Raw genomic sequence first — 17,693 nt, 5'->3', positions numbered from 1 at the left:
TCCGTAAAGAAGACGCCGGTGAGTCTGGCAGAAACCGGGCGGCCGTTTGTTGATTTGCTGCAGCGCTTGGGTGGCACAGGGCCAGATGTTAAGGTGCGCGGCATTCTGCTGTTCACCTGTCACCGATGTCACCCTGGCTAGTGACAAATAAGCCAAAGCTGATAGATTTCAGGCGGTTGAAGCAGTGGCCGGGTTATCGGCCGCAGGAAGGAATGCACCATGATTGCAAAAGAATCACGCCAGGCGGTCGCGCTAGAGCGGTTTGCCCAGGCAAACCCGCAGTTGCTCGAAGAGATAGCCGGGCTCAATGCCCACGAGCAACAGCAGCAGATCCAGTGGGCGTTCGATGACCAGGCGCAGGAGCGTGGCCTTCAATCCTGGGAGTTGACCCTGGAGTTGATTGCCGAGTCGCCCGAACAACTGCGCGAGATGCGTCTTGAAGTGCACCGCGAAGTGGCCGAGGCATTGGGCCTGAGCTGGCAGGAATACTGCGAGTTCAACGAAATTGAAGATGCTGCGCCCTGAGGCGCGGTAGTGTGTTGAAAAGTTTCTGTTCCATAGCCTCCACTGGGCATCGGGATGCCCGCCGGTCAGGCCGCAACGCCTTCAACGGCGGGTTCCGGCGCCCGGGCAAGAGGCTTCGGGGCAGTTGTGCGAAATTCAAATGTGCCGCGGCCTGTTCTCCTTGATTTGAACGGGGTGACTTCTGGTGTTTGAGTCACTAGAATGCTTGCCCTTGATTCTGGAGTCGGTATCGCCGGCTAACGTCTGTGCAACGAGGAATATCCATGCAAGTTTCTGTTGAAAATACTTCCGCTCTCGAGCGCCGCATGAGCGTCACCGTGCCGGCTGAGCGTATCGAGAGCCAGGTCAACAAGCGTCTGCAGCAGACCGCCCAAAAGGCCAAGATCGCTGGCTTCCGTCCAGGCAAAGTTCCAATGAGCGAAATCAAGCGCCGTTTCGGTGCTGACGCTCGCCAGGAAGCAGTAGGCGATGTGATCCAGTCCTCCTTCTACGAAGCTGTGGTCGAGCAGAAGCTGAACCCGGCCGGTTCGCCGTCGATCGAGCCGAAGTCGCTCGAAGCGGGCAAGGACCTGGAATACGTTGCCGTCTTCGAAGTGTTCCCTGAGTTCACCGTTGCCGGTTTCGAGTCGATCAACGTCGAGCGCCTGAGCGCCGAAGTGGCTGACGCCGACCTGGACAACATGCTGGAAGTGCTGCGCAAGCAGAACGTTCGCTTTGAAGCGACCGATCGTGCTGCCCAGAATGAAGACCAGCTGAACATCGATTTCGTCGGCAAGGTCGACGGTGAAGTGTTCGCCGGTGGTTCGGCCCAGGGCACCCAGCTGGTGCTGGGTTCCGGCCGCATGATCCCAGGCTTCGAAGAAGGTCTGGTCGGCGCCAAGGCCGGTGAAGAGCGCGTTCTGAACCTGACCTTCCCCGAGGACTATCAGAACCTGGACCTGGCTGGCAAAGCCGCCGAGTTCACCGTTACCGTCAACAGCGTTTCCGAGCCAAAACTGCCTGAGCTGACCGAAGAGTTCTTCGCCCAGTTCGGCATCAAGGAAACCGGCATCGAAGGCTTCCGCACCGAAGTTCGCAAGAACATGGAGCGTGAACTGCGCCAGGCCATCAAGACCAAGGTCAAGAACCAGGTAATGGACGGCCTGCTGGCTGCCAACCCGATCGAAGTGCCAAAGGCCCTGCTGGAAAACGAAGTGAACCGTCTGCGCGTGCAGGCCGTTCAGCAATTCGGTGGCAACATCAAGCCTGAGCAACTGCCGGCCGAGCTGTTCGAAGAGCAAGCCAAGCGCCGCGTCGTGCTGGGCCTGATCGTCGCCGAAGTGGTCAAGCAGTTCGACCTCAAGCCAGACGAAGACCGCGTTCGCGAAATGATCCAGGAAATGGCCTCGGCCTACCAGGAGCCTGAGCAAGTCGTGGCCTGGTACTACAAGAACGACCAGCAGCTGAACGAAGTCCGTTCGGTTGTGCTGGAAGAACAAGTTGTGGATACTGTTCTGCAGAAAGCGACTGTGACCGACAAATCGGTCTCTTACGAAGAAGCTGTCAAGCCGGTGCAGGCACCTGCCGCTGACTGATTTCCTTCTCTTGTAGGAAAACACCACAAGCCAGCCTTCGAGCTGGCTTGTGCGTATTCAAGACATGACTATTTGGGAGTGAGTGCAGGACATGTCCCGCAATTCTTATTATCAGCAGAGCTCTGACATCCAGGCCGCAGGCGGCCTGGTCCCGATGGTTATCGAGCAATCCGCTCGTGGCGAACGCGCCTATGACATCTACTCGCGCCTGTTGAAGGAGCGGGTGATCTTTCTGGTCGGCCCGGTAGAGGACTACATGGCCAACCTGATCGCAGCGCAATTGCTGTTCCTTGAAGCGGAAAACCCGGACAAGGACATCCATCTCTACATCAACTCGCCGGGTGGTTCGGTGACAGCAGGCATGTCGATCTACGACACCATGCAGTTCATCAAGCCCGACGTTTCCACCACCTGCATCGGTCAGGCGTGCTCCATGGGCGCGTTCCTGCTGGCTGCCGGTGCCCATGGCAAGCGTTTCTGCCTGCCGAACTCGCGGGTGATGATTCACCAGCCGCTGGGTGGCTTCCAGGGTCAGGCCTCGGATATCGAGATCCACGCCAAGGAAATCCTGCAGATCCGTTCGCGTCTGAACGAGCTGCTGGCCCATCACACCGGTCAGGACCTCGAAACCATCGAGCGTGACACCAACCGCGACAACTTCATGAGCGCCGAGCGTGCTGCCGAATACGGCCTGATCGACTCGGTGCTCCACAAGCGGCCTGTTTGATAGGCAGCCAAGCGGGTGGGCGGGCCCTCCCGCCACCTGTGGACTTGAAAAAGCCCGCAATTGCCTTCATCTTGTGTTGCAAGCCTACCGGATTGGATCGATCGAATGACTGACACCCGTAACGGCGAGGACAACGGCAAATTGCTCTATTGCTCCTTCTGCGGCAAAAGCCAGCATGAAGTACGCAAGTTGATTGCCGGCCCCTCGGTCTTTATCTGCGACGAGTGCGTCGACCTGTGCAACGACATCATCCGTGAGGAGGTGCAGGAAGCCCAGGCCGAGAGCAGCGCGCATAAATTGCCTTCGCCGAAAGAAATCAGCGGCATCCTGGACCAGTACGTCATTGGTCAGGAGCGCGCGAAAAAAGTCTTGGCCGTAGCGGTGTACAACCACTACAAGCGCCTGAACCAACGTGACAAGAAGAACGACGATGTCGAGCTCGGCAAGAGCAACATCCTGCTGATCGGACCGACGGGCTCGGGTAAGACCCTGCTCGCCGAAACCCTCGCGCGTCTGTTGAATGTGCCGTTCACCATTGCCGATGCCACCACGCTGACCGAAGCGGGTTATGTCGGTGAAGATGTCGAGAACATCATTCAGAAACTGCTGCAGAAGTGCGACTACGACGTGGAAAAGGCCCAGATGGGCATTGTCTACATCGACGAAATCGACAAGATCTCGCGCAAGTCGGACAACCCGTCCATCACCCGTGACGTTTCGGGCGAAGGCGTGCAGCAGGCATTGCTCAAGCTGATCGAGGGCACGGTTGCCTCGGTACCGCCGCAAGGTGGCCGCAAGCACCCGCAGCAGGAGTTCCTGCAGGTCGATACGCGCAACATCCTGTTCATTTGCGGCGGTGCGTTCTCGGGCCTCGAAAAGGTCATCCAGAACCGTTCCACCCGCGGTGGCATCGGCTTTGGTGCGGAAGTTCGCAGCAAGGAAGAAGGCAAGAAGGTTGGCGAGTCGCTGCGTGAAGTCGAGCCGGACGATCTGGTCAAGTTTGGCCTGATTCCCGAGTTCGTCGGCCGCCTGCCGGTACTGGCAACCCTCGACGAGCTCGACGAGGCTGCACTGATGCAGATCCTCACCGAGCCGAAGAACGCCTTGACCAAGCAATACGGCAAGCTGTTCGAGATGGAAGGCGTCGACCTGGAGTTCCGCAGCGATGCGCTCAAGTCGGTGGCCCGCAAGGCACTGGAGCGCAAGACCGGTGCCCGTGGCCTGCGTTCGATTCTCGAAGGCATCCTGCTCGACACCATGTACGAGATTCCTTCGCAGAAGGATGTCAGCAAGGTGGTGATCGACGAGAGCGTCATCGATGGCTCGTCCAAGCCGCTGTTGATCTACGAGAACAGCGAGCCGCAAGCCAAGGCTGCACCCGACGCCTGAGTCGGGTGACGGCAGCAAACCAGCAAGGGGCCTACGGGCCCCTTTGCTTTTCCTGTCGCAGAGCTTGTTTTTTTGCGGGCCTGCCCCCACATTAACTCCATGCTCAAATTTCCATCGGATTACGGCCATAAGGCCGCTGTAGAGGCGAAATCATGAAGACAACCCTCGACTTGCCTCTTTTGCCATTGCGCGATGTCGTCGTTTACCCGCACATGGTCATCCCGCTGTTCGTGGGGCGTGAAAAGTCCATCGAGGCCCTCGAGGCCGCGATGACGGGCGAGAAGCAGATCCTCCTGCTGGCCCAGAAGAATCCAGCTGATGACGATCCAGGTGAAGATGCCCTGTACCGTGTCGGCACCATCGCAACCGTACTGCAACTGCTCAAACTGCCCGATGGCACCGTCAAGGTGCTGGTCGAGGGCGAGCAGCGCGGTGCGGTTGAGCGCTTTGTCGAAGTCGACGGGCATATTCGCGCCGATGTGGCGCTGATCGACGAAGTCGAGGCCGCCGATCGCGAGTCCGAAGTCTTCGTGCGCAGCCTGCTGTCGCAATTCGAACAGTATGTGCAGCTGGGCAAGAAGGTCCCCGCTGAAGTCCTCTCGTCGCTCAACAGCATCGACGAGCCGGGGCGCCTGGTCGACACCATGGCCGCCCACATGGCCCTGAAGATCGAGCAGAAGCAGGAAATTCTCGAAATCATCGACCTGGGCGCCCGGGTCGAGCACGTCCTGGCCTTGCTGGATGCCGAAATCGACCTGTTGCAGGTCGAGAAGCGCATCCGTGGTCGGGTCAAGAAGCAGATGGAGCGCAGCCAGCGCGAGTACTACCTGAATGAGCAGATGAAGGCCATTCAGAAAGAGCTCGGCGACAGCGACGAAGGCCACAACGAAGTCGAAGAGCTGAAAAAGCGCCTCGACGCTGCCGGCCTGCCCAAGGATGCCTACGCCAAGGCCCAGGCCGAGCTGAACAAGCTCAAGCAGATGTCGCCGATGTCGGCTGAAGCCACCGTGGTGCGCTCGTACCTCGACTGGCTGGTGCAGGTGCCGTGGAAGGCGCAGAGCAAGGTGCGCCTTGACCTGGCCAAGGCCGAAGAGATCCTGGATGCCGACCACTATGGCCTGGACGAGGTCAAGGAACGCATCCTCGAATACCTCGCCGTGCAAAAGCGCGTGAAGAAGATCCGCGGCCCGGTACTGTGCCTGGTCGGCCCGCCGGGTGTGGGCAAGACCTCCCTGGCCGAATCCATTGCCAGCGCCACCAATCGCAAGTTCGTGCGCATGGCCCTGGGTGGCGTGCGTGACGAGGCAGAAATTCGCGGTCACCGCCGTACCTACATCGGTTCGATGCCAGGTCGCCTGATCCAGAAGATGACCAAGGTGGGTGTGCGCAACCCGCTGTTCCTGCTCGATGAAATCGACAAGATGGGCAGCGACATGCGTGGCGACCCGGCCTCGGCACTGCTCGAAGTGCTCGACCCCGAGCAGAACCACAACTTCAACGATCACTATCTGGAGGTCGATTACGACCTGTCGGACGTGATGTTCCTGTGCACCTCCAACTCGATGAATATCCCGCCGGCGCTGCTCGACCGGATGGAAGTGATTCGTCTGCCGGGGTACACCGAAGACGAGAAGATCAACATTGCGGTCAAGTACCTCTCGCCCAAGCAGATCAAGGCCAACGGCCTGAAGAAGGGCGAGCTGGAGATCGACACTGCCGCCATCCGCGACATCATCCGCTACTACACTCGCGAAGCCGGTGTGCGGGGCCTGGAGCGCCAGATCGCCAAGATCTGCCGCAAGGTCGTCAAGGAACATGCCGGGCTCAAGCAGGTGGCCGTCAAGGTCGATGGTGACAACCTCGAGCATTACCTGGGCGTTCGCAAGTTCCGCTACGGCCTGGCCGAGCAGCAGGACCAGGTAGGGCAGGTAACCGGCCTGGCGTGGACCCAGGTGGGCGGCGAGCTGCTGACCATCGAGGCCGCGGTGATTCCGGGCAAGGGTCAACTGATCAAGACCGGTTCGCTGGGCGATGTGATGGTCGAGTCGATCACTGCCGCGCAGACCGTGGTGCGCAGCCGTGCACGCAGCCTGGGGATCCCGGCCGACTTCCACGAGAAGCGCGACACCCACATTCACATGCCGGAAGGGGCTACCCCCAAGGACGGCCCGAGCGCTGGCATCGGCATGTGCACTGCACTGGTGTCGGCCCTGACCGGGATTCCGGTGCGCGCCGATGTGGCCATGACCGGGGAAATCACCCTGCGTGGCCAGGTGCTGGCCATTGGCGGTTTGAAGGAAAAACTGCTGGCAGCACACCGCGGCGGGATCAAGACCGTGATCATTCCAGAAGAGAATGTGCGCGACCTGAAGGAAATTCCTGACAATATTAAACAGGATCTTCAGATTAAACCTGTCAAATGGATTGACGAAGTCCTCCAAATTGCGCTGCAATACGCCCCGGAGCCCTTGCCAGATGTGGCTCCCGAGATTGTCGCCAAGGATGAAAAGCGCGACAGCGATTCCAAGGAACGAATCAGTACCCATTAGTACGTATTTGGCTGGGGGGCCTCCACGACGTTAATTCGGGCCCTTGTTATAAAGCGGCGCCCACTTGTCGGTGGGCCACCCGGCAATCGTTTTGCTTTTCATTACATACTTAGAAACAAACTCAAATAGAGATAAGGGGACTTAGAGTGAACAAGTCGGAACTGATTGACGCTATTGCCGCATCTGCTGATATCCCGAAAGCTGCTGCCGGCCGTGCGCTGGACGCAGTCATCGAATCCGTCACCGGCGCCCTGAAAGCCGGTGATTCCGTGGTGCTGGTCGGTTTCGGTACCTTCTCGGTAACCGATCGTCCTGCCCGTACCGGTCGCAACCCGCAAACCGGCAAGACTCTGGAAATTCCTGCTGCCAAGAAGCCAGGCTTCAAGGCCGGCAAAGCACTGAAAGAAGCCGTCAACTAAGGCGTCTCTTTCAGGCTTCGCCTAACCGGGTCGGGTTTCGCCTGGCCTGGTAGCGCAGCACGGGGAATCGCAAAAACAGATTCCCGTGTGCTTCGCCAGTTACGAGAAGGCGCATCCTCGGATGCGCCTTTCTTCTATCAGGACTCTACCCACGCTCCGCGGTTGTTTATTTAGTACGGCCGTTTCTGGGGGACGCATGCTTCAAAATATCAGGGACAATTCACAAGGTTGGATTGCCAAGACCATCATCGGTGTCATCGTGGCCTTGATGGCGCTGACCGGCTTCGATGCCATCTTCCAGGCCACCACCCATAGCCAGGACGCTGCCAAGGTCAATGGCGACACCATCAGCCAGAATGAGCTGAGCCAGGCTGTCGACATGCAACGTCGGCAACTGATGCAACAGCTGGGCAAGGATTTCGACGCCTCCCTGCTGGATGAAAAAATGCTGCGTGAAGCAGCACTCAAGGGCCTCATCGAGCGCAAGCTGCTGCTCCAGGGCGCCAAGGATGCCAAGTTCAGCTTCTCCGAAGCCGCGCTTGACCAGGTCATCCTGCAAACGCCGGAGTTCCAGGTTGACGGCAAGTTCAGCCCCGAGCGTTTCGACCAGGTGATTCGTCAGCTGGGCTACGGTCGCCTGCAGTTCCGCGACATGCTGGCGCAGGAAATGCTGATCGGCCAACTGCGTGCTGGCCTGGCCGGCAGCGGTTTCGTTACCGATTCGCAGGTCGAGGCATTTGCCCGCCTGGAGAAGCAGACCCGTGATTTCGCTTCGCTGACCTTCAAGGCCGACCCGGCCGCGGTCAAGGTCACCGACGAAGAGATCAAGGCGCACTACGACGAGCACGCCAAGGAGTTCATGAGCCCCGATCAGGTGGTCATCGACTACATCGAGCTGAAGAAGGCCGCGTTCTTCGACCAGGTCAAGGTCGACGACGAGGCGCTCCAGGCGCTGTACCAGAAGGAAATCGCCAACCTGGCCGAGCAGCGTCATGCCGCGCACATCCTCATCGAAGTCAACGACAAGCTTGACGATGCCCAGGCCAAGGCCCGCATCGAAGAGATCAAGCAGCGTCTGGACAAAGGCGAAGACTTTGCCAAGCTGGCCAAGGAGTTCTCCCAGGACCCGGGCTCTGCCGCCACGGGTGGTGACCTGGGCTATGCCGGCCAGGGCGTCTACGACCCGGCCTTCGAAGAGGCGCTGTATGCGCTGAACAAGGGCCAGGTATCGGCGCCGGTGCGTACCGACTTCGGTTGGCACCTGATCAAGCTGCTGGATGTGCAGGCACCTGAAGTGCCGACTTTCGCCAGCCTGAAAGACAAGCTGACCCGCGAGCTCAAGACCCAGCAGGTCGAACAGCGCTTCGTCGAAGTGACCAAGCAGCTGGAGGACTCGGCGTTCGAAGCCTCCGACCTGGCCCAGCCGGCCCAGGAGCTTGGCCTGAAGCTGAACACCTCGGCGCCGTTCGGTCGTGAAGGTGGCGATGGCATCACGGCCAACCGTGCGGTGATCAAGGCGGCGTTCAGCCCGGAAGTGCTGGAAGAGGGTGCCAACAGCACCGCCATCGAGCTGGACCCGGAGACGGTCGTGGTCATCCGTGTCAAGGAGCACCGCAAGCCTGAGCAACTGCCGCTGGAAGTGGTGAGCGACAGCATTCGCAAGCACCTGGCCAGGGAGCACGCCAGTGCGGCGGCCAAGGCCAAGGGCGAGGCGCTGATCGCCGGCCTGCGCGACGGCAAGGTCGAACTGGCAGCCAGCCAGGAAGGGCAGAGCTGGAAGGTCCAGGAAGCGGTCACACGCAACCAGGAGGCCATCGACCCGGCCGAGCTGCAGGCGGTGTTCCGCATGAGCAAGCCGCAAGCCAAGGACAAGCCGACCTTCGGTAGCGTCACCTTGAACGACGGCAGCTTTGTGGTCCTGCGCCTGAACGGCGTCAACGAAGGTGCTGCGGCAAGTGACGAAGAGAAGGCGGCCTACCGTCGCTTCCTGGCGTCGCGTGCTGGCCAGCAGGACTTCGCTGCATACCGCAAGCAGTTGGAAGAGAAGGCGGACATCACCCGTTACTGAGTGATGCTGCTGTAAACGGAAAGGGCCGCTGATGCGGCCCTTTCTGTTTTTGTGTTGGTTGTACGGGGGCGTTCGCCGGCAAGGCCGGCTCCTACAGGGATCGCAACCTCTTCAGGAGCCGGCCTTGCCGGAGAATGGCCAGATCCCGGACAAAAGAAAAGGCCGCATCAGCGGCCTTTTCCCATCCTGCCAACCTTACTCGGTAAGGTCGCCCATGGCGGTAGTGTTGAAGCCACCGTCCACGTACATGATTTCACCGCTCACGCCCGACGCCAGGTCCGAGCAGAGGAACGCGCCGGCGTTGCCGACTTCGTCGATGGTGACGTTGCGACGCAGCGGGGTCTGCGCTTCGTTGGCGTCCAGCATCTTGCGGAAGTTCTTGATACCCGAGGCTGCCAGGGTACGGATCGGGCCGGCCGAAACGGCGTTCACACGAGTGCCTTCCGGGCCCAGGCTGCGCGCCAGGTAGCGCACGCCGGCTTCCAGGCTGGCCTTGGCCATGCCCATCACGTTGTAGTTGGGCATGGTGCGCTCGGCGCCCAGGTACGACAGGGTCAGCAGGCTGCCATTGCGGCCCTTCATCATGTCGCGACCGGCCTTGGCCAGGGCCACGAAGCTGTAGGCGCTGATGTCGTGGGCAATGCGGAAGCCATCACGGGTGGTGGCCTGGGTGAAGTCGCCGTCGAGCTGGTCGCCCGGCGCGAAGCCTACGGAGTGCACGATGCAGTCCAGGCCGTCCCACTTCTTGCTCAGTTCTTCGAAGACCTTGGCGATTTCTTCATCGCTGGCAACGTCACAGGGGAAGCACAGCTCAGGGCTGGAGCCCCAGCCAGCGGCGAACTCTTCGACGCGGCCCTTGAGCTTTTCGTTCTGGTAGGTGAAGGCAAGTTCTGCACCCTCGCGATGCATGGCGGCAGCGATGCCGGATGCGATGGACAGTTTGCTTGCGACACCGACGATCAGTACGCGCTTACCGGCGAGAAAACCCATGTGTTGTTCCTCTTCAGGTTAATCGACAGCTGTGGGGGCCAAAAAGGCGGCTTCCAGCAGCTGCTGTGTATAGGGATGTTGCGGGGCGCTGAAAATACCCGTAGCCGGACCTTGTTCCACCACCTTGCCCTGCTTGACCACCATCAACTGGTGGCTGAGCGCCTTGACCACCGCCAGGTCATGGCTGATGAACAAGTAGGTCAGGTTGTACTTGGTCTGCAGCGTACGCAGCAGTTCCACCACCTGGCGCTGAACGGTCCGGTCGAGCGCCGAAGTGGGCTCGTCCAGCAGTATCAGCGCCGGTTTCAATACCAGTGCCCGGGCAATGGCAATACGTTGTCGCTGGCCACCGGAGAACTCGTGAGGGTAGCGGTGCCGGGTTTGCGGATCCAGTCCTACTTCCTCTAGCGCCTCCATGATCGCCTGTTCCTGCTCTGCCTCCGTGCCAATCCGATGAATGCGCAGGCCCTCTCCGACGATATCGCTCACGCTCATGCGCGGGCTCAGGCTGCCGAAGGGGTCCTGGAACACCACCTGCATCTGGCGGCGCAACGGCCGCACCTGTTGCTGGGTCAGGCCGTCCAGCGCCTGGCCTTCAAAGCGTATCGCGCCCTGGCTGCCGATCAACCGCAGGATCGCCAGGCCCAGGGTAGACTTGCCGGAACCACTCTCGCCCACGATGCCCAGGGTCTGGCCCTGGGGCAGGCTGAAGTTGATGCCGTCCACCGCCTTGACGTGGTCCACGGTCTTGCGCAGCAGGCCCTTCTTGATCGGGAACCACACGCGCAGGTCCTCGACCTCGAGCAGCGGCGGGCCCACCGGGTTGTCGGCAGGCTTGCCGCTGGGCTCGGCACCGAGCAGCATTTGCGTGTACGGATGCTGCGGGGCACGGAACAATTCGTCACACGACGCCTGTTCGACGATGCAACCGCGCTGCATGACACATACGCGATGGGCAATTCTTTTCACCAGGTTCAAATCGTGACTGATCAGTAGCAGCGCCATGCCCAGGCGCGCCTGCAGGTCCTTGAGCAATTCGAGGATTTTCAGCTGCACGGTGACGTCCAGCGCGGTGGTCGGTTCGTCGGCGATCAGCAGCTCCGGCTCGTTGGCCAGGGCCATGGCGATCATCACCCGCTGGCGTTGACCGCCCGACAGCTCGTGGGGCAGGGCCTTGAGGCGCTTGACCGGGTCGGGAATGCCCACCAGTTCCAGCAGCTCCAGGGTGCGCTCGGTGGCCGCCTTCCCGCGTAGGCCCTTGTGCAGCATGAGAATCTCGTTGATCTGCTTCTCGATGTTGTGCAGCGGGTTGAGCGAGGTCATCGGCTCCTGGAAGATCATCGCGATGCGGTTGCCGCGAATGCGCCGCATCTGTTTTTCTTCCAGCTTGAGCAGGTCCTGGCCTTCGTAGGTGATGCTGCCGCTGGGGTGGCGGGCCAGCGGGTAGGGCAGCAGGCGCAGGATGGAGTGCGCGGTCACCGACTTGCCCGAGCCGCTTTCGCCCACCAGTGCCAATGTCTCGCCACGACGGATGTCGAAGCTGATGCCTTCGACCACGCGTTGCTGCTGCGCCCCGGTGACGAACTCCACCGACAGGTCGCGCACTTCGATCAAGGTGTCGTTGCTCATCTCATTTCCTCGGGTCGAAGGCATCGCGGGCGGACTCGCCGATGAACACCAGCAGGCTGAGCATCAGTGCCAGTACCGCGAAGGCGCTCATGCCCAGCCACGGCGCCTGCAGGTTGGACTTGCCCTGGGCTACCAGCTCGCCCAGCGACGGCGCGCCCGGTGGCAGGCCGAAGCCGAGAAAGTCCAGCGCCGTGAGGGTGCCGATGGCGCCGGTCAGGATGAACGGCAAAAAGGTCATGGTCGAGACCATCGCGTTGGGCAGGATGTGCCGGTACATGATCGCGCCGTTCTGCATGCCCAGCGCCCGCGCCGCGCGCACGTATTCCAGGTTGCGCCCGCGCAGGAACTCGGCGCGCACCACGTCCACCAGGCTCATCCACGAGAACAGCAGCATGATGCCCAGCAGCCACCAGAAGTTGGGCTGCACGAAACTGGCCAGGATGATCAGCAGGTACAGCACCGGCAACCCCGACCAGATCTCCAGAAAGCGCTGCCCGGCCAGGTCGACCCAGCCGCCATAGAAGCCCTGCAGGGCGCCTGCGATCACCCCGATGATGGAGCTGAACACCGTCAGCGTCAGGGCGAACAGCACCGAGATGCGAAAACCGTAGATCACCCGCGCCAGCACGTCGCGGCCCTGGTCGTCGGTGCCCAGCAGGTTCTGCGCCGAGGGCGGGGCCGGGGCGGGCACCTTCAGGTCGTAGTTGATGCTCTGGTAGCTGAACGGGATCGGTGCCCACAGCACCCAGCTGTCCTTGGCTGCCAGCAACTCGCGGATGTACGGGCTCTTGTAGTTGGCCTCCAGCGGGAACTCGCCGCCGAAGGTGGTCTCGGGGTAGCGCTTGAGGGCGGGGAAGTACCATTCGCCGTCGTAACGCACCGCCAGCGGCTTGTCGTTGGCGATCAGCTCGGCGCCCAGGCTCAGCCCGAACAGGATCAGGAACAGCCACAGCGACCACCAGCCTCGGCGGTTGGCCTTGAAGCGTTCGAAGCGGCGGCGGTTGAGAGGGGATAGGGTCATCTCAGTGCTCCCGGCTGTCGAAGTCGATACGCGGATCGACAAGGGTGTAGGTCAGGTCACCGATCAGCTTCACCACCAGGCCCAGCAGGGTGAAGATGAACAGCGTGCCGAACACCACCGGGTAGTCGCGGTTGATGGCCGCCTCGAAGCTCATCAGGCCCAGGCCGTCGAGGGAGAAGATCACCTCCACCAGCAGCGAGCCGGTGAAGAAGATGCCGATGAATGCCGAGGGGAAGCCCGCGATCACCAGCAGCATCGCGTTGCGAAACACGTGCCCGTAGAGCACCCGGTTGGGGCTCAGGCCCTTGGCCTTGGCGGTGATCACATACTGCTTGTTGATCTCGTCGAGGAAGCTGTTCTTGGTCAGCAGGGTCATGGTGGCGAAGTTGCCGATCACCAGCGCGGTCACCGGCAGGGTCAGGTGCCAGAAGTAATCGAGGATCTTGCCCGTGGTGCTCAGTTCATCGAAGTTGTTCGAGGTGAGCCCGCGCAAGGGGAACCAGTCCAGATAGCTGCCGCCGGCAAACAGCACGATCAGCAGGATGGCGAACAGGAATGCCGGGATCGCATAGCCGACGATGATGGCCGAGCTGGTCCACACGTCGAAGTGGCTGCCGTGCCGCGTGGCCTTGGCGATGCCCAGGGGGATCGACACCAGATACATGATCAGCGTGCTCCACAGCCCCAGCGAGATCGACACCGGCATCTTCTCGGCAATCAGGTCGATGACCTTGGCGTCGCGGAAGAAGCTGTCGCCGAAATCCAGCCGGGCGTAGTTCTTGATCATGATCCACAGGCGTTCCGGCGCCGGCTTGTCGAAGCCGTACATGCGCTCGATTTCCTTGACCAGGGCAGGGTCCAGGCCCTGGGCGCCACGGTAGTTGGAGCCGGCCACGGATACTTCCGAACCGCCACCGGCGATGCGGCTGGTGGCGCCGTCGAAGCCCTCGAGCTTGGCGATCATCTGTTCCACCGGGCCGCCGGGCGCGGCCTGGATGATCACGAAGTTGATGATCAGGATACCCAGCAGGGTGGGGATGATCAGCAACAGGCGGCGAAAGATATAGGCCAGCATGTCAAGGTGCCTCGCCCGCTGGAGCAGCATCGGCTGGGGCGGCATCTGCGGCCCCCGGCACCACCGGTTTCACGTCCGGCTTGATCCACCAGGTGTTGATGCCGATGTCGTACTTGGGCGGCGTGGCCGGGTGGCCGATATGGTTCCAGTACGCCACGCGCCAGGTCTTGATGTGCCAGTTGGGTACCACGTAGTAGCCCCACTGCAGCACGCGGTCCAGGGCACGGGTGTGTTCGATCAGGCTCTGGCGCGAGTCGGCATTGATCAGGCCGTCCACCAGGGTGTCCACGGCCGGGTCCTTGAGGCCCATGAAGTTGCGGCTGCCGGGCTTGTCGGCGCTCGCGCTCTGCCAGAACTCGCGTTGCTCGTTGCCCGGCGAGTTGGATTGCGGGAAGCCGCCCACGATCATGTCGAAGTCGCGCGAGCGCAGGCGGTTGATGTACTCCGATACGTCCACCCGGCGAATGTTCAGCTCGATGCCCAGGTCGGCCAGGTTGCGCTTGTAGGGCAGCAGGATGCGCTCGAACTCGGTCTGGGCGAGCAGAAACTCGATCACCACCGGCTTGCCCTGGGCATCCACCATCTTGTCGTCCTGGATGCGCCAGCCGGCTTCCTGCAGCAGCTTGTAGGCCTGGCGTTGCTGCTCGCGGATCATGCCGCTGCCATCGGTGACCGGGTTCTTGAACGCTTCGGTGAACACCTTGTCGGGGATCTGCCCGCGCAGCGGTTCCAGCAGTTTCAGTTCGGCCGCATCCGGCAGGCCGCTGGCCGCCATGTCGGAATTTTCGAAGTAGCTGGTGGTGCGGGTGTAGGCGCCATTGAACAGCTGCTTGTTGGTCCACTCGAAGTCCAGCAGCAGGCTCAGTGCCTCACGCACGCGCACGTCCTGGAAGATCGGGCGGCGCAGGTTGAACACGAAGCCCTGCATGCCGGTCGGGTTGCCGTTGGCGATCTCTTCGCGGATCAGGCGGTTCTGGCGAACTGCCGGGATGTTGTAGGCGGTGGCCCAGTTCTTGGCGCTGACCTCCAGCCAGTAGTCGAACTGGCCGGCCTTGAGCGCCTCGAGCGCCACGGTGTTGTCGCGGTAGTAGTCGACGCGAATGGTGTCGAAATTGTAGAAGCCGCGGTTGATCGGCAGGTCCTTGCCCCAGTAGTTGGGGTCGCGCACGTAGCGGACCGAGCGCCCGGCCTTGACCTCGGCGACCTTGTACGGCCCGCTGCCCAGGGGGATCTCCAGGTTGCCTTTGGTGAAGTCGCGGGTGGCCCACCAGTGCTTGGGCAGCACCGGCAACTGGCCGAGGATCAGCGGCAGTTCACGGTTGCCCTTGTGCTTGAACTTGAACAGCACACGCAGCGGGTCTTCGGCGATCACTTCGTCGACGTCGGCATAGTAGGCGCGGTAAAGCGGTGCGCCGCTGGTGACCAGGGTGTTGAAGGTGAACACGACGTCTTCGGCACGAACCGGATGGCCATCCTGAAAGCGCGCCTCGGGGCGCAGGTAGAAGCGCACCCAGCTGTTGTCGGGGGCTTTTTCGATCTGCCTGGCCAGCAGCCCGTATTCGGTGAATGGCTCATCAAGGCTGTTGCGCGCCAGGGTGTCGTATACCAGATCGATGTTGTCGGCCGGCACGCCCTTGTTGATGAAGGGGTTGAGGCTGTCGAAGCTGCCGGAGCCGTTGACGCGAAAGGTGCCGCCCTTGGGCGCGTCGGGGTTCACATAGTCGAAATGCTTGAAGTTGGCCGGGTACTTGGGCGCTTCGTCGTAGAGGGTCACTGCATGTTGCGGGGCGGCCAGGGCCTGAAGGCTCAGGCTGGCCAGCAGCAGGCCGCCTGCGATCAGGCGCAGGCACGGCAATGGCATCATTGGGCGTTCTCCGTGGGCTTGAGCCACCAGCTGTTCAGCCCCAGGGTGTAGGGCGGCGTGGCGACAAAGGCAAACCGGTTGCGGTAGGCCAGGCGGTGATAGTCGAGATACCAGTTGGGAACCATGTAGTGCTGCCATAGCAGCACTCGATCGAGGGCGCGCGCCGCAGCCACCTGGTCGTCGCGGCTCTGTGCATTGAGCAGGGACTCTAGCAGGTGGTCGACCACCGGGCTCTTCACACCCGCGTAATTCTTGCTGCCTTTGGTGGCGGCCTGGCTGGAATGAAAATACAGCCACTGCTCAAGGCCCGGGCTCAGGGTCTGGTTCAGGGTCATCAGAATCATGTCGAAATCAAATTGGTCCAGCCGTTGTTTGTACTGGGCCCGGTCTACCGTGCGCAAGCGCGCGTCGATACCGATGCTGGCAAGATTTTCGACATAAGGTTGCAGGATCCGCTCCAGGTTCGGGTTCACCAGCAGAATTTCCAGCTTCAGCGGCTGCCCGTTGCTGTTGAGCAGGCGCTGGCCGCTGAGCTTCCAGCCTGCCTGGCCGAGCAGGTTGAGGGCCTGGCGCAGGGTATCGCGGTCGATACCGCGCCCGTTGGTCTTGCCCACGCTGTAGGGCTGGGTGAACAGGGCGGCAGGCAGTTGGTCGCGGTACGGCGCCAGCAGCAGCCACTCCTTGCCCACCGGCAGGCCGGTGGCGCTGAACTCGCTGTTGGGGTAGTAACTGCTGGCGCGCTTGTAGGCGCTGCTGAACAGGGTGCGGTTGGTCCATTCGAAGTCCAGCATCAGGCCCAGCGCCTGGCGCACGCGGTCGTCGCTGAAGGCGGCGCGCCGGCTGTTCATGAACAACCCCTGAGTCTGGGTCGGGATCTGGTGGGCGATCTGCGCCTGGATCACCTGGCCACGACGCACAGCGGGGAAGTTGTAGCCGGTGGCCCAGTTCTTGGCCTGGTGCTCGATGTAGACATCGAATTCACCCGCCTTGAATGCCTCGAAGGCCACATCGCTGTCGCGGTAGAACTCGAACTCGACGCGGTCGAAGTTGTACTTGCCGCGGTTGACTGCCAGGTCCTTGCCCCAGTAGTCCTTGACCCGCTCGAACACCAGGCTTCGACCTGGCTGTACCTGGGTGATGCGGTACGGGCCGCTGCCCAGTGGCGGCTCGAAGGTAGTGGCCTTGAAGTCGCGGCCTTTCCAGTAATGCTGGGGCAGCACCGGCATTTCGCCCAGGCGCAAGATCAGCAGCGGGTTGCCGGCACGCTTGAACACGAAGCGGATGCGCTTGGGGTTGAGGATGTCGACCCGCTGCACTTCCTGCAGGTTGGTGCGGTAGAGCGGGTGGCCTTCCTTGAGCAGGGTGCGGTAGGAGAACGCCACGTCGGCGGCGGTGATCGGCCGGCCATCGTGAAAGCGTGCCTCGGGACGCAGGTTGAACACCACCCAGCTGCGGTCTTCGCTGTACTCCACCGAACGGGCGATCAGCCCGTAGCTGGAGGTGGCTTCATCGCCCGAGGGGTCGCGCTGGCCGGTGCCGACCATCAGGGTCTCGTTCAGCTCGTTCACCCCGTACTGCAGGAAGTTGGGCGTGGTGACCGGGCTTGAGCCCTTGAAGGTATAGGGGTTGAGGGTATCGAACGTGCCGAATGCCATGGCGCGCAAGGTGCCGCCTTTGGGCGCTTGCGGATTTACCCAATCGAAATGGGTGAATTTGGCTGGGTACTTGAGCGTGCCGAACTGGGCGTAACCGTGACTTTCGCTGATGGTCGCGCCCGCGGGAAAGCTCAAGGCCAGGCTGAATGACAGCAACAGGAGGGGACGTATCAAGTCGGCGATCCGATCCGGGCTTGGGCTTTATTCC

General features: G+C 61.5%; 13 protein-coding genes. 7 read left to right on the top strand and 6 right to left on the bottom strand.

Annotated elements, in window-relative coordinates; genetic code table 11:
• Window positions 1–219 precede the first annotated feature (219 nt).
• The 7 genes from CR917_RS17895 to CR917_RS17865 all read left to right on the top strand — a co-directional run bounded on the left by CR917_RS17895 (window position 220) and on the right by CR917_RS17865 (window position 9,251).
• Entirely contained in the window at window positions 220–525 is a 306-nt protein-coding gene (locus CR917_RS17895; RefSeq protein WP_043864495.1) for a DUF6388 family protein, read from the top strand.
• 263 nt (window positions 526–788) lie between these two features.
• Entirely contained in the window at window positions 789–2,099 is a 1,311-nt protein-coding gene (tig, locus tag CR917_RS17890; protein ID WP_043864494.1) for a trigger factor, read from the top strand.
• A gap of 91 nt (window positions 2,100–2,190) precedes the next feature.
• Entirely contained in the window at window positions 2,191–2,826 is a 636-nt protein-coding gene (gene clpP, locus CR917_RS17885) for an ATP-dependent Clp endopeptidase proteolytic subunit ClpP (protein WP_043864493.1), read from the top strand.
• 105 nt (window positions 2,827–2,931) lie between these two features.
• Window positions 2,932–4,215 carry an ATP-dependent Clp protease ATP-binding subunit ClpX gene (clpX, locus tag CR917_RS17880; protein WP_043864492.1) on the top strand — a complete coding sequence of 428 codons (1,284 nt, stop codon included), beginning with the start codon at window positions 2,932–2,934 and terminating at the stop codon, window positions 4,213–4,215.
• Window positions 4,216–4,367: 152 nt separating this feature from the next.
• A complete protein-coding gene (lon, locus tag CR917_RS17875) occupies window positions 4,368–6,764 on the top strand; it encodes an endopeptidase La (RefSeq protein WP_043864491.1) in 2,397 nt (798 codons plus the stop codon).
• A gap of 146 nt (window positions 6,765–6,910) precedes the next feature.
• Complete coding sequence (locus tag CR917_RS17870; protein WP_003183171.1) at window positions 6,911–7,183, top strand: HU family DNA-binding protein; 273 nt, start codon at window positions 6,911–6,913, stop codon at window positions 7,181–7,183.
• Between the two features lie 196 nt (window positions 7,184–7,379).
• The gene (locus CR917_RS17865; RefSeq protein ID WP_104572743.1) at window positions 7,380–9,251 is read left to right on the top strand and encodes a SurA N-terminal domain-containing protein; all 1,872 of its coding nucleotides are present in this window, start codon (window positions 7,380–7,382) and stop codon (window positions 9,249–9,251) included.
• Window positions 9,252–9,446: 195 nt separating this feature from the next.
• On the opposite strand, the gene fabI is transcribed toward CR917_RS17865, so the two are convergent.
• Genes fabI through CR917_RS17835 form a run of 6 tightly spaced genes read right to left on the bottom strand, consistent with a single transcriptional unit; the run spans window position 9,447 to window position 17,659 of the window.
• On the bottom strand, window positions 9,447–10,241 hold the full coding sequence (gene fabI / locus CR917_RS17860; protein WP_043864489.1) for an enoyl-ACP reductase FabI: 795 nt from the start codon (window positions 10,239–10,241) through the stop codon (window positions 9,447–9,449).
• Window positions 10,242–10,259: 18 nt separating this feature from the next.
• Window positions 10,260–11,870, bottom strand: coding sequence for an ABC transporter ATP-binding protein (locus CR917_RS17855; protein ID WP_043864488.1), 1,611 nt, complete (start codon window positions 11,868–11,870; stop codon window positions 10,260–10,262).
• A gap of 1 nt (window position 11,871) precedes the next feature.
• Window positions 11,872–12,891 (bottom strand): ABC transporter permease, encoded by a 1,020-nt coding sequence (locus CR917_RS17850; protein WP_043864487.1) that lies wholly within the window; start codon window positions 12,889–12,891, stop codon window positions 11,872–11,874.
• Window position 12,892: 1 nt separating this feature from the next.
• On the bottom strand, window positions 12,893–13,966 hold the full coding sequence (locus CR917_RS17845) for a microcin C ABC transporter permease YejB (RefSeq protein WP_043864486.1): 1,074 nt from the start codon (window positions 13,964–13,966) through the stop codon (window positions 12,893–12,895).
• Between the two features lies 1 nt (window position 13,967).
• A complete protein-coding gene (locus tag CR917_RS17840) occupies window positions 13,968–15,830 on the bottom strand; it encodes an extracellular solute-binding protein (RefSeq protein ID WP_104572742.1) in 1,863 nt (620 codons plus the stop codon).
• Complete coding sequence (locus CR917_RS17835) at window positions 15,827–17,659, bottom strand: extracellular solute-binding protein (protein WP_054915278.1); 1,833 nt, start codon at window positions 17,657–17,659, stop codon at window positions 15,827–15,829. Before CR917_RS17835 ends, CR917_RS17840 begins: the two co-directional genes overlap by 4 nt.
• Window positions 17,660–17,693 lie beyond the last annotated feature (34 nt).

The organism is Pseudomonas sp. BRM28 (assembly GCF_002939405.1).
In the GTDB taxonomy this organism is placed as follows: Bacteria; Pseudomonadota; Gammaproteobacteria; order Pseudomonadales; family Pseudomonadaceae; genus Aquipseudomonas; species Aquipseudomonas palmensis.
The sequence above is the reverse complement of the archived record's forward strand: the minus strand, read 5'-3'. Positions and strand labels throughout refer to the sequence as shown.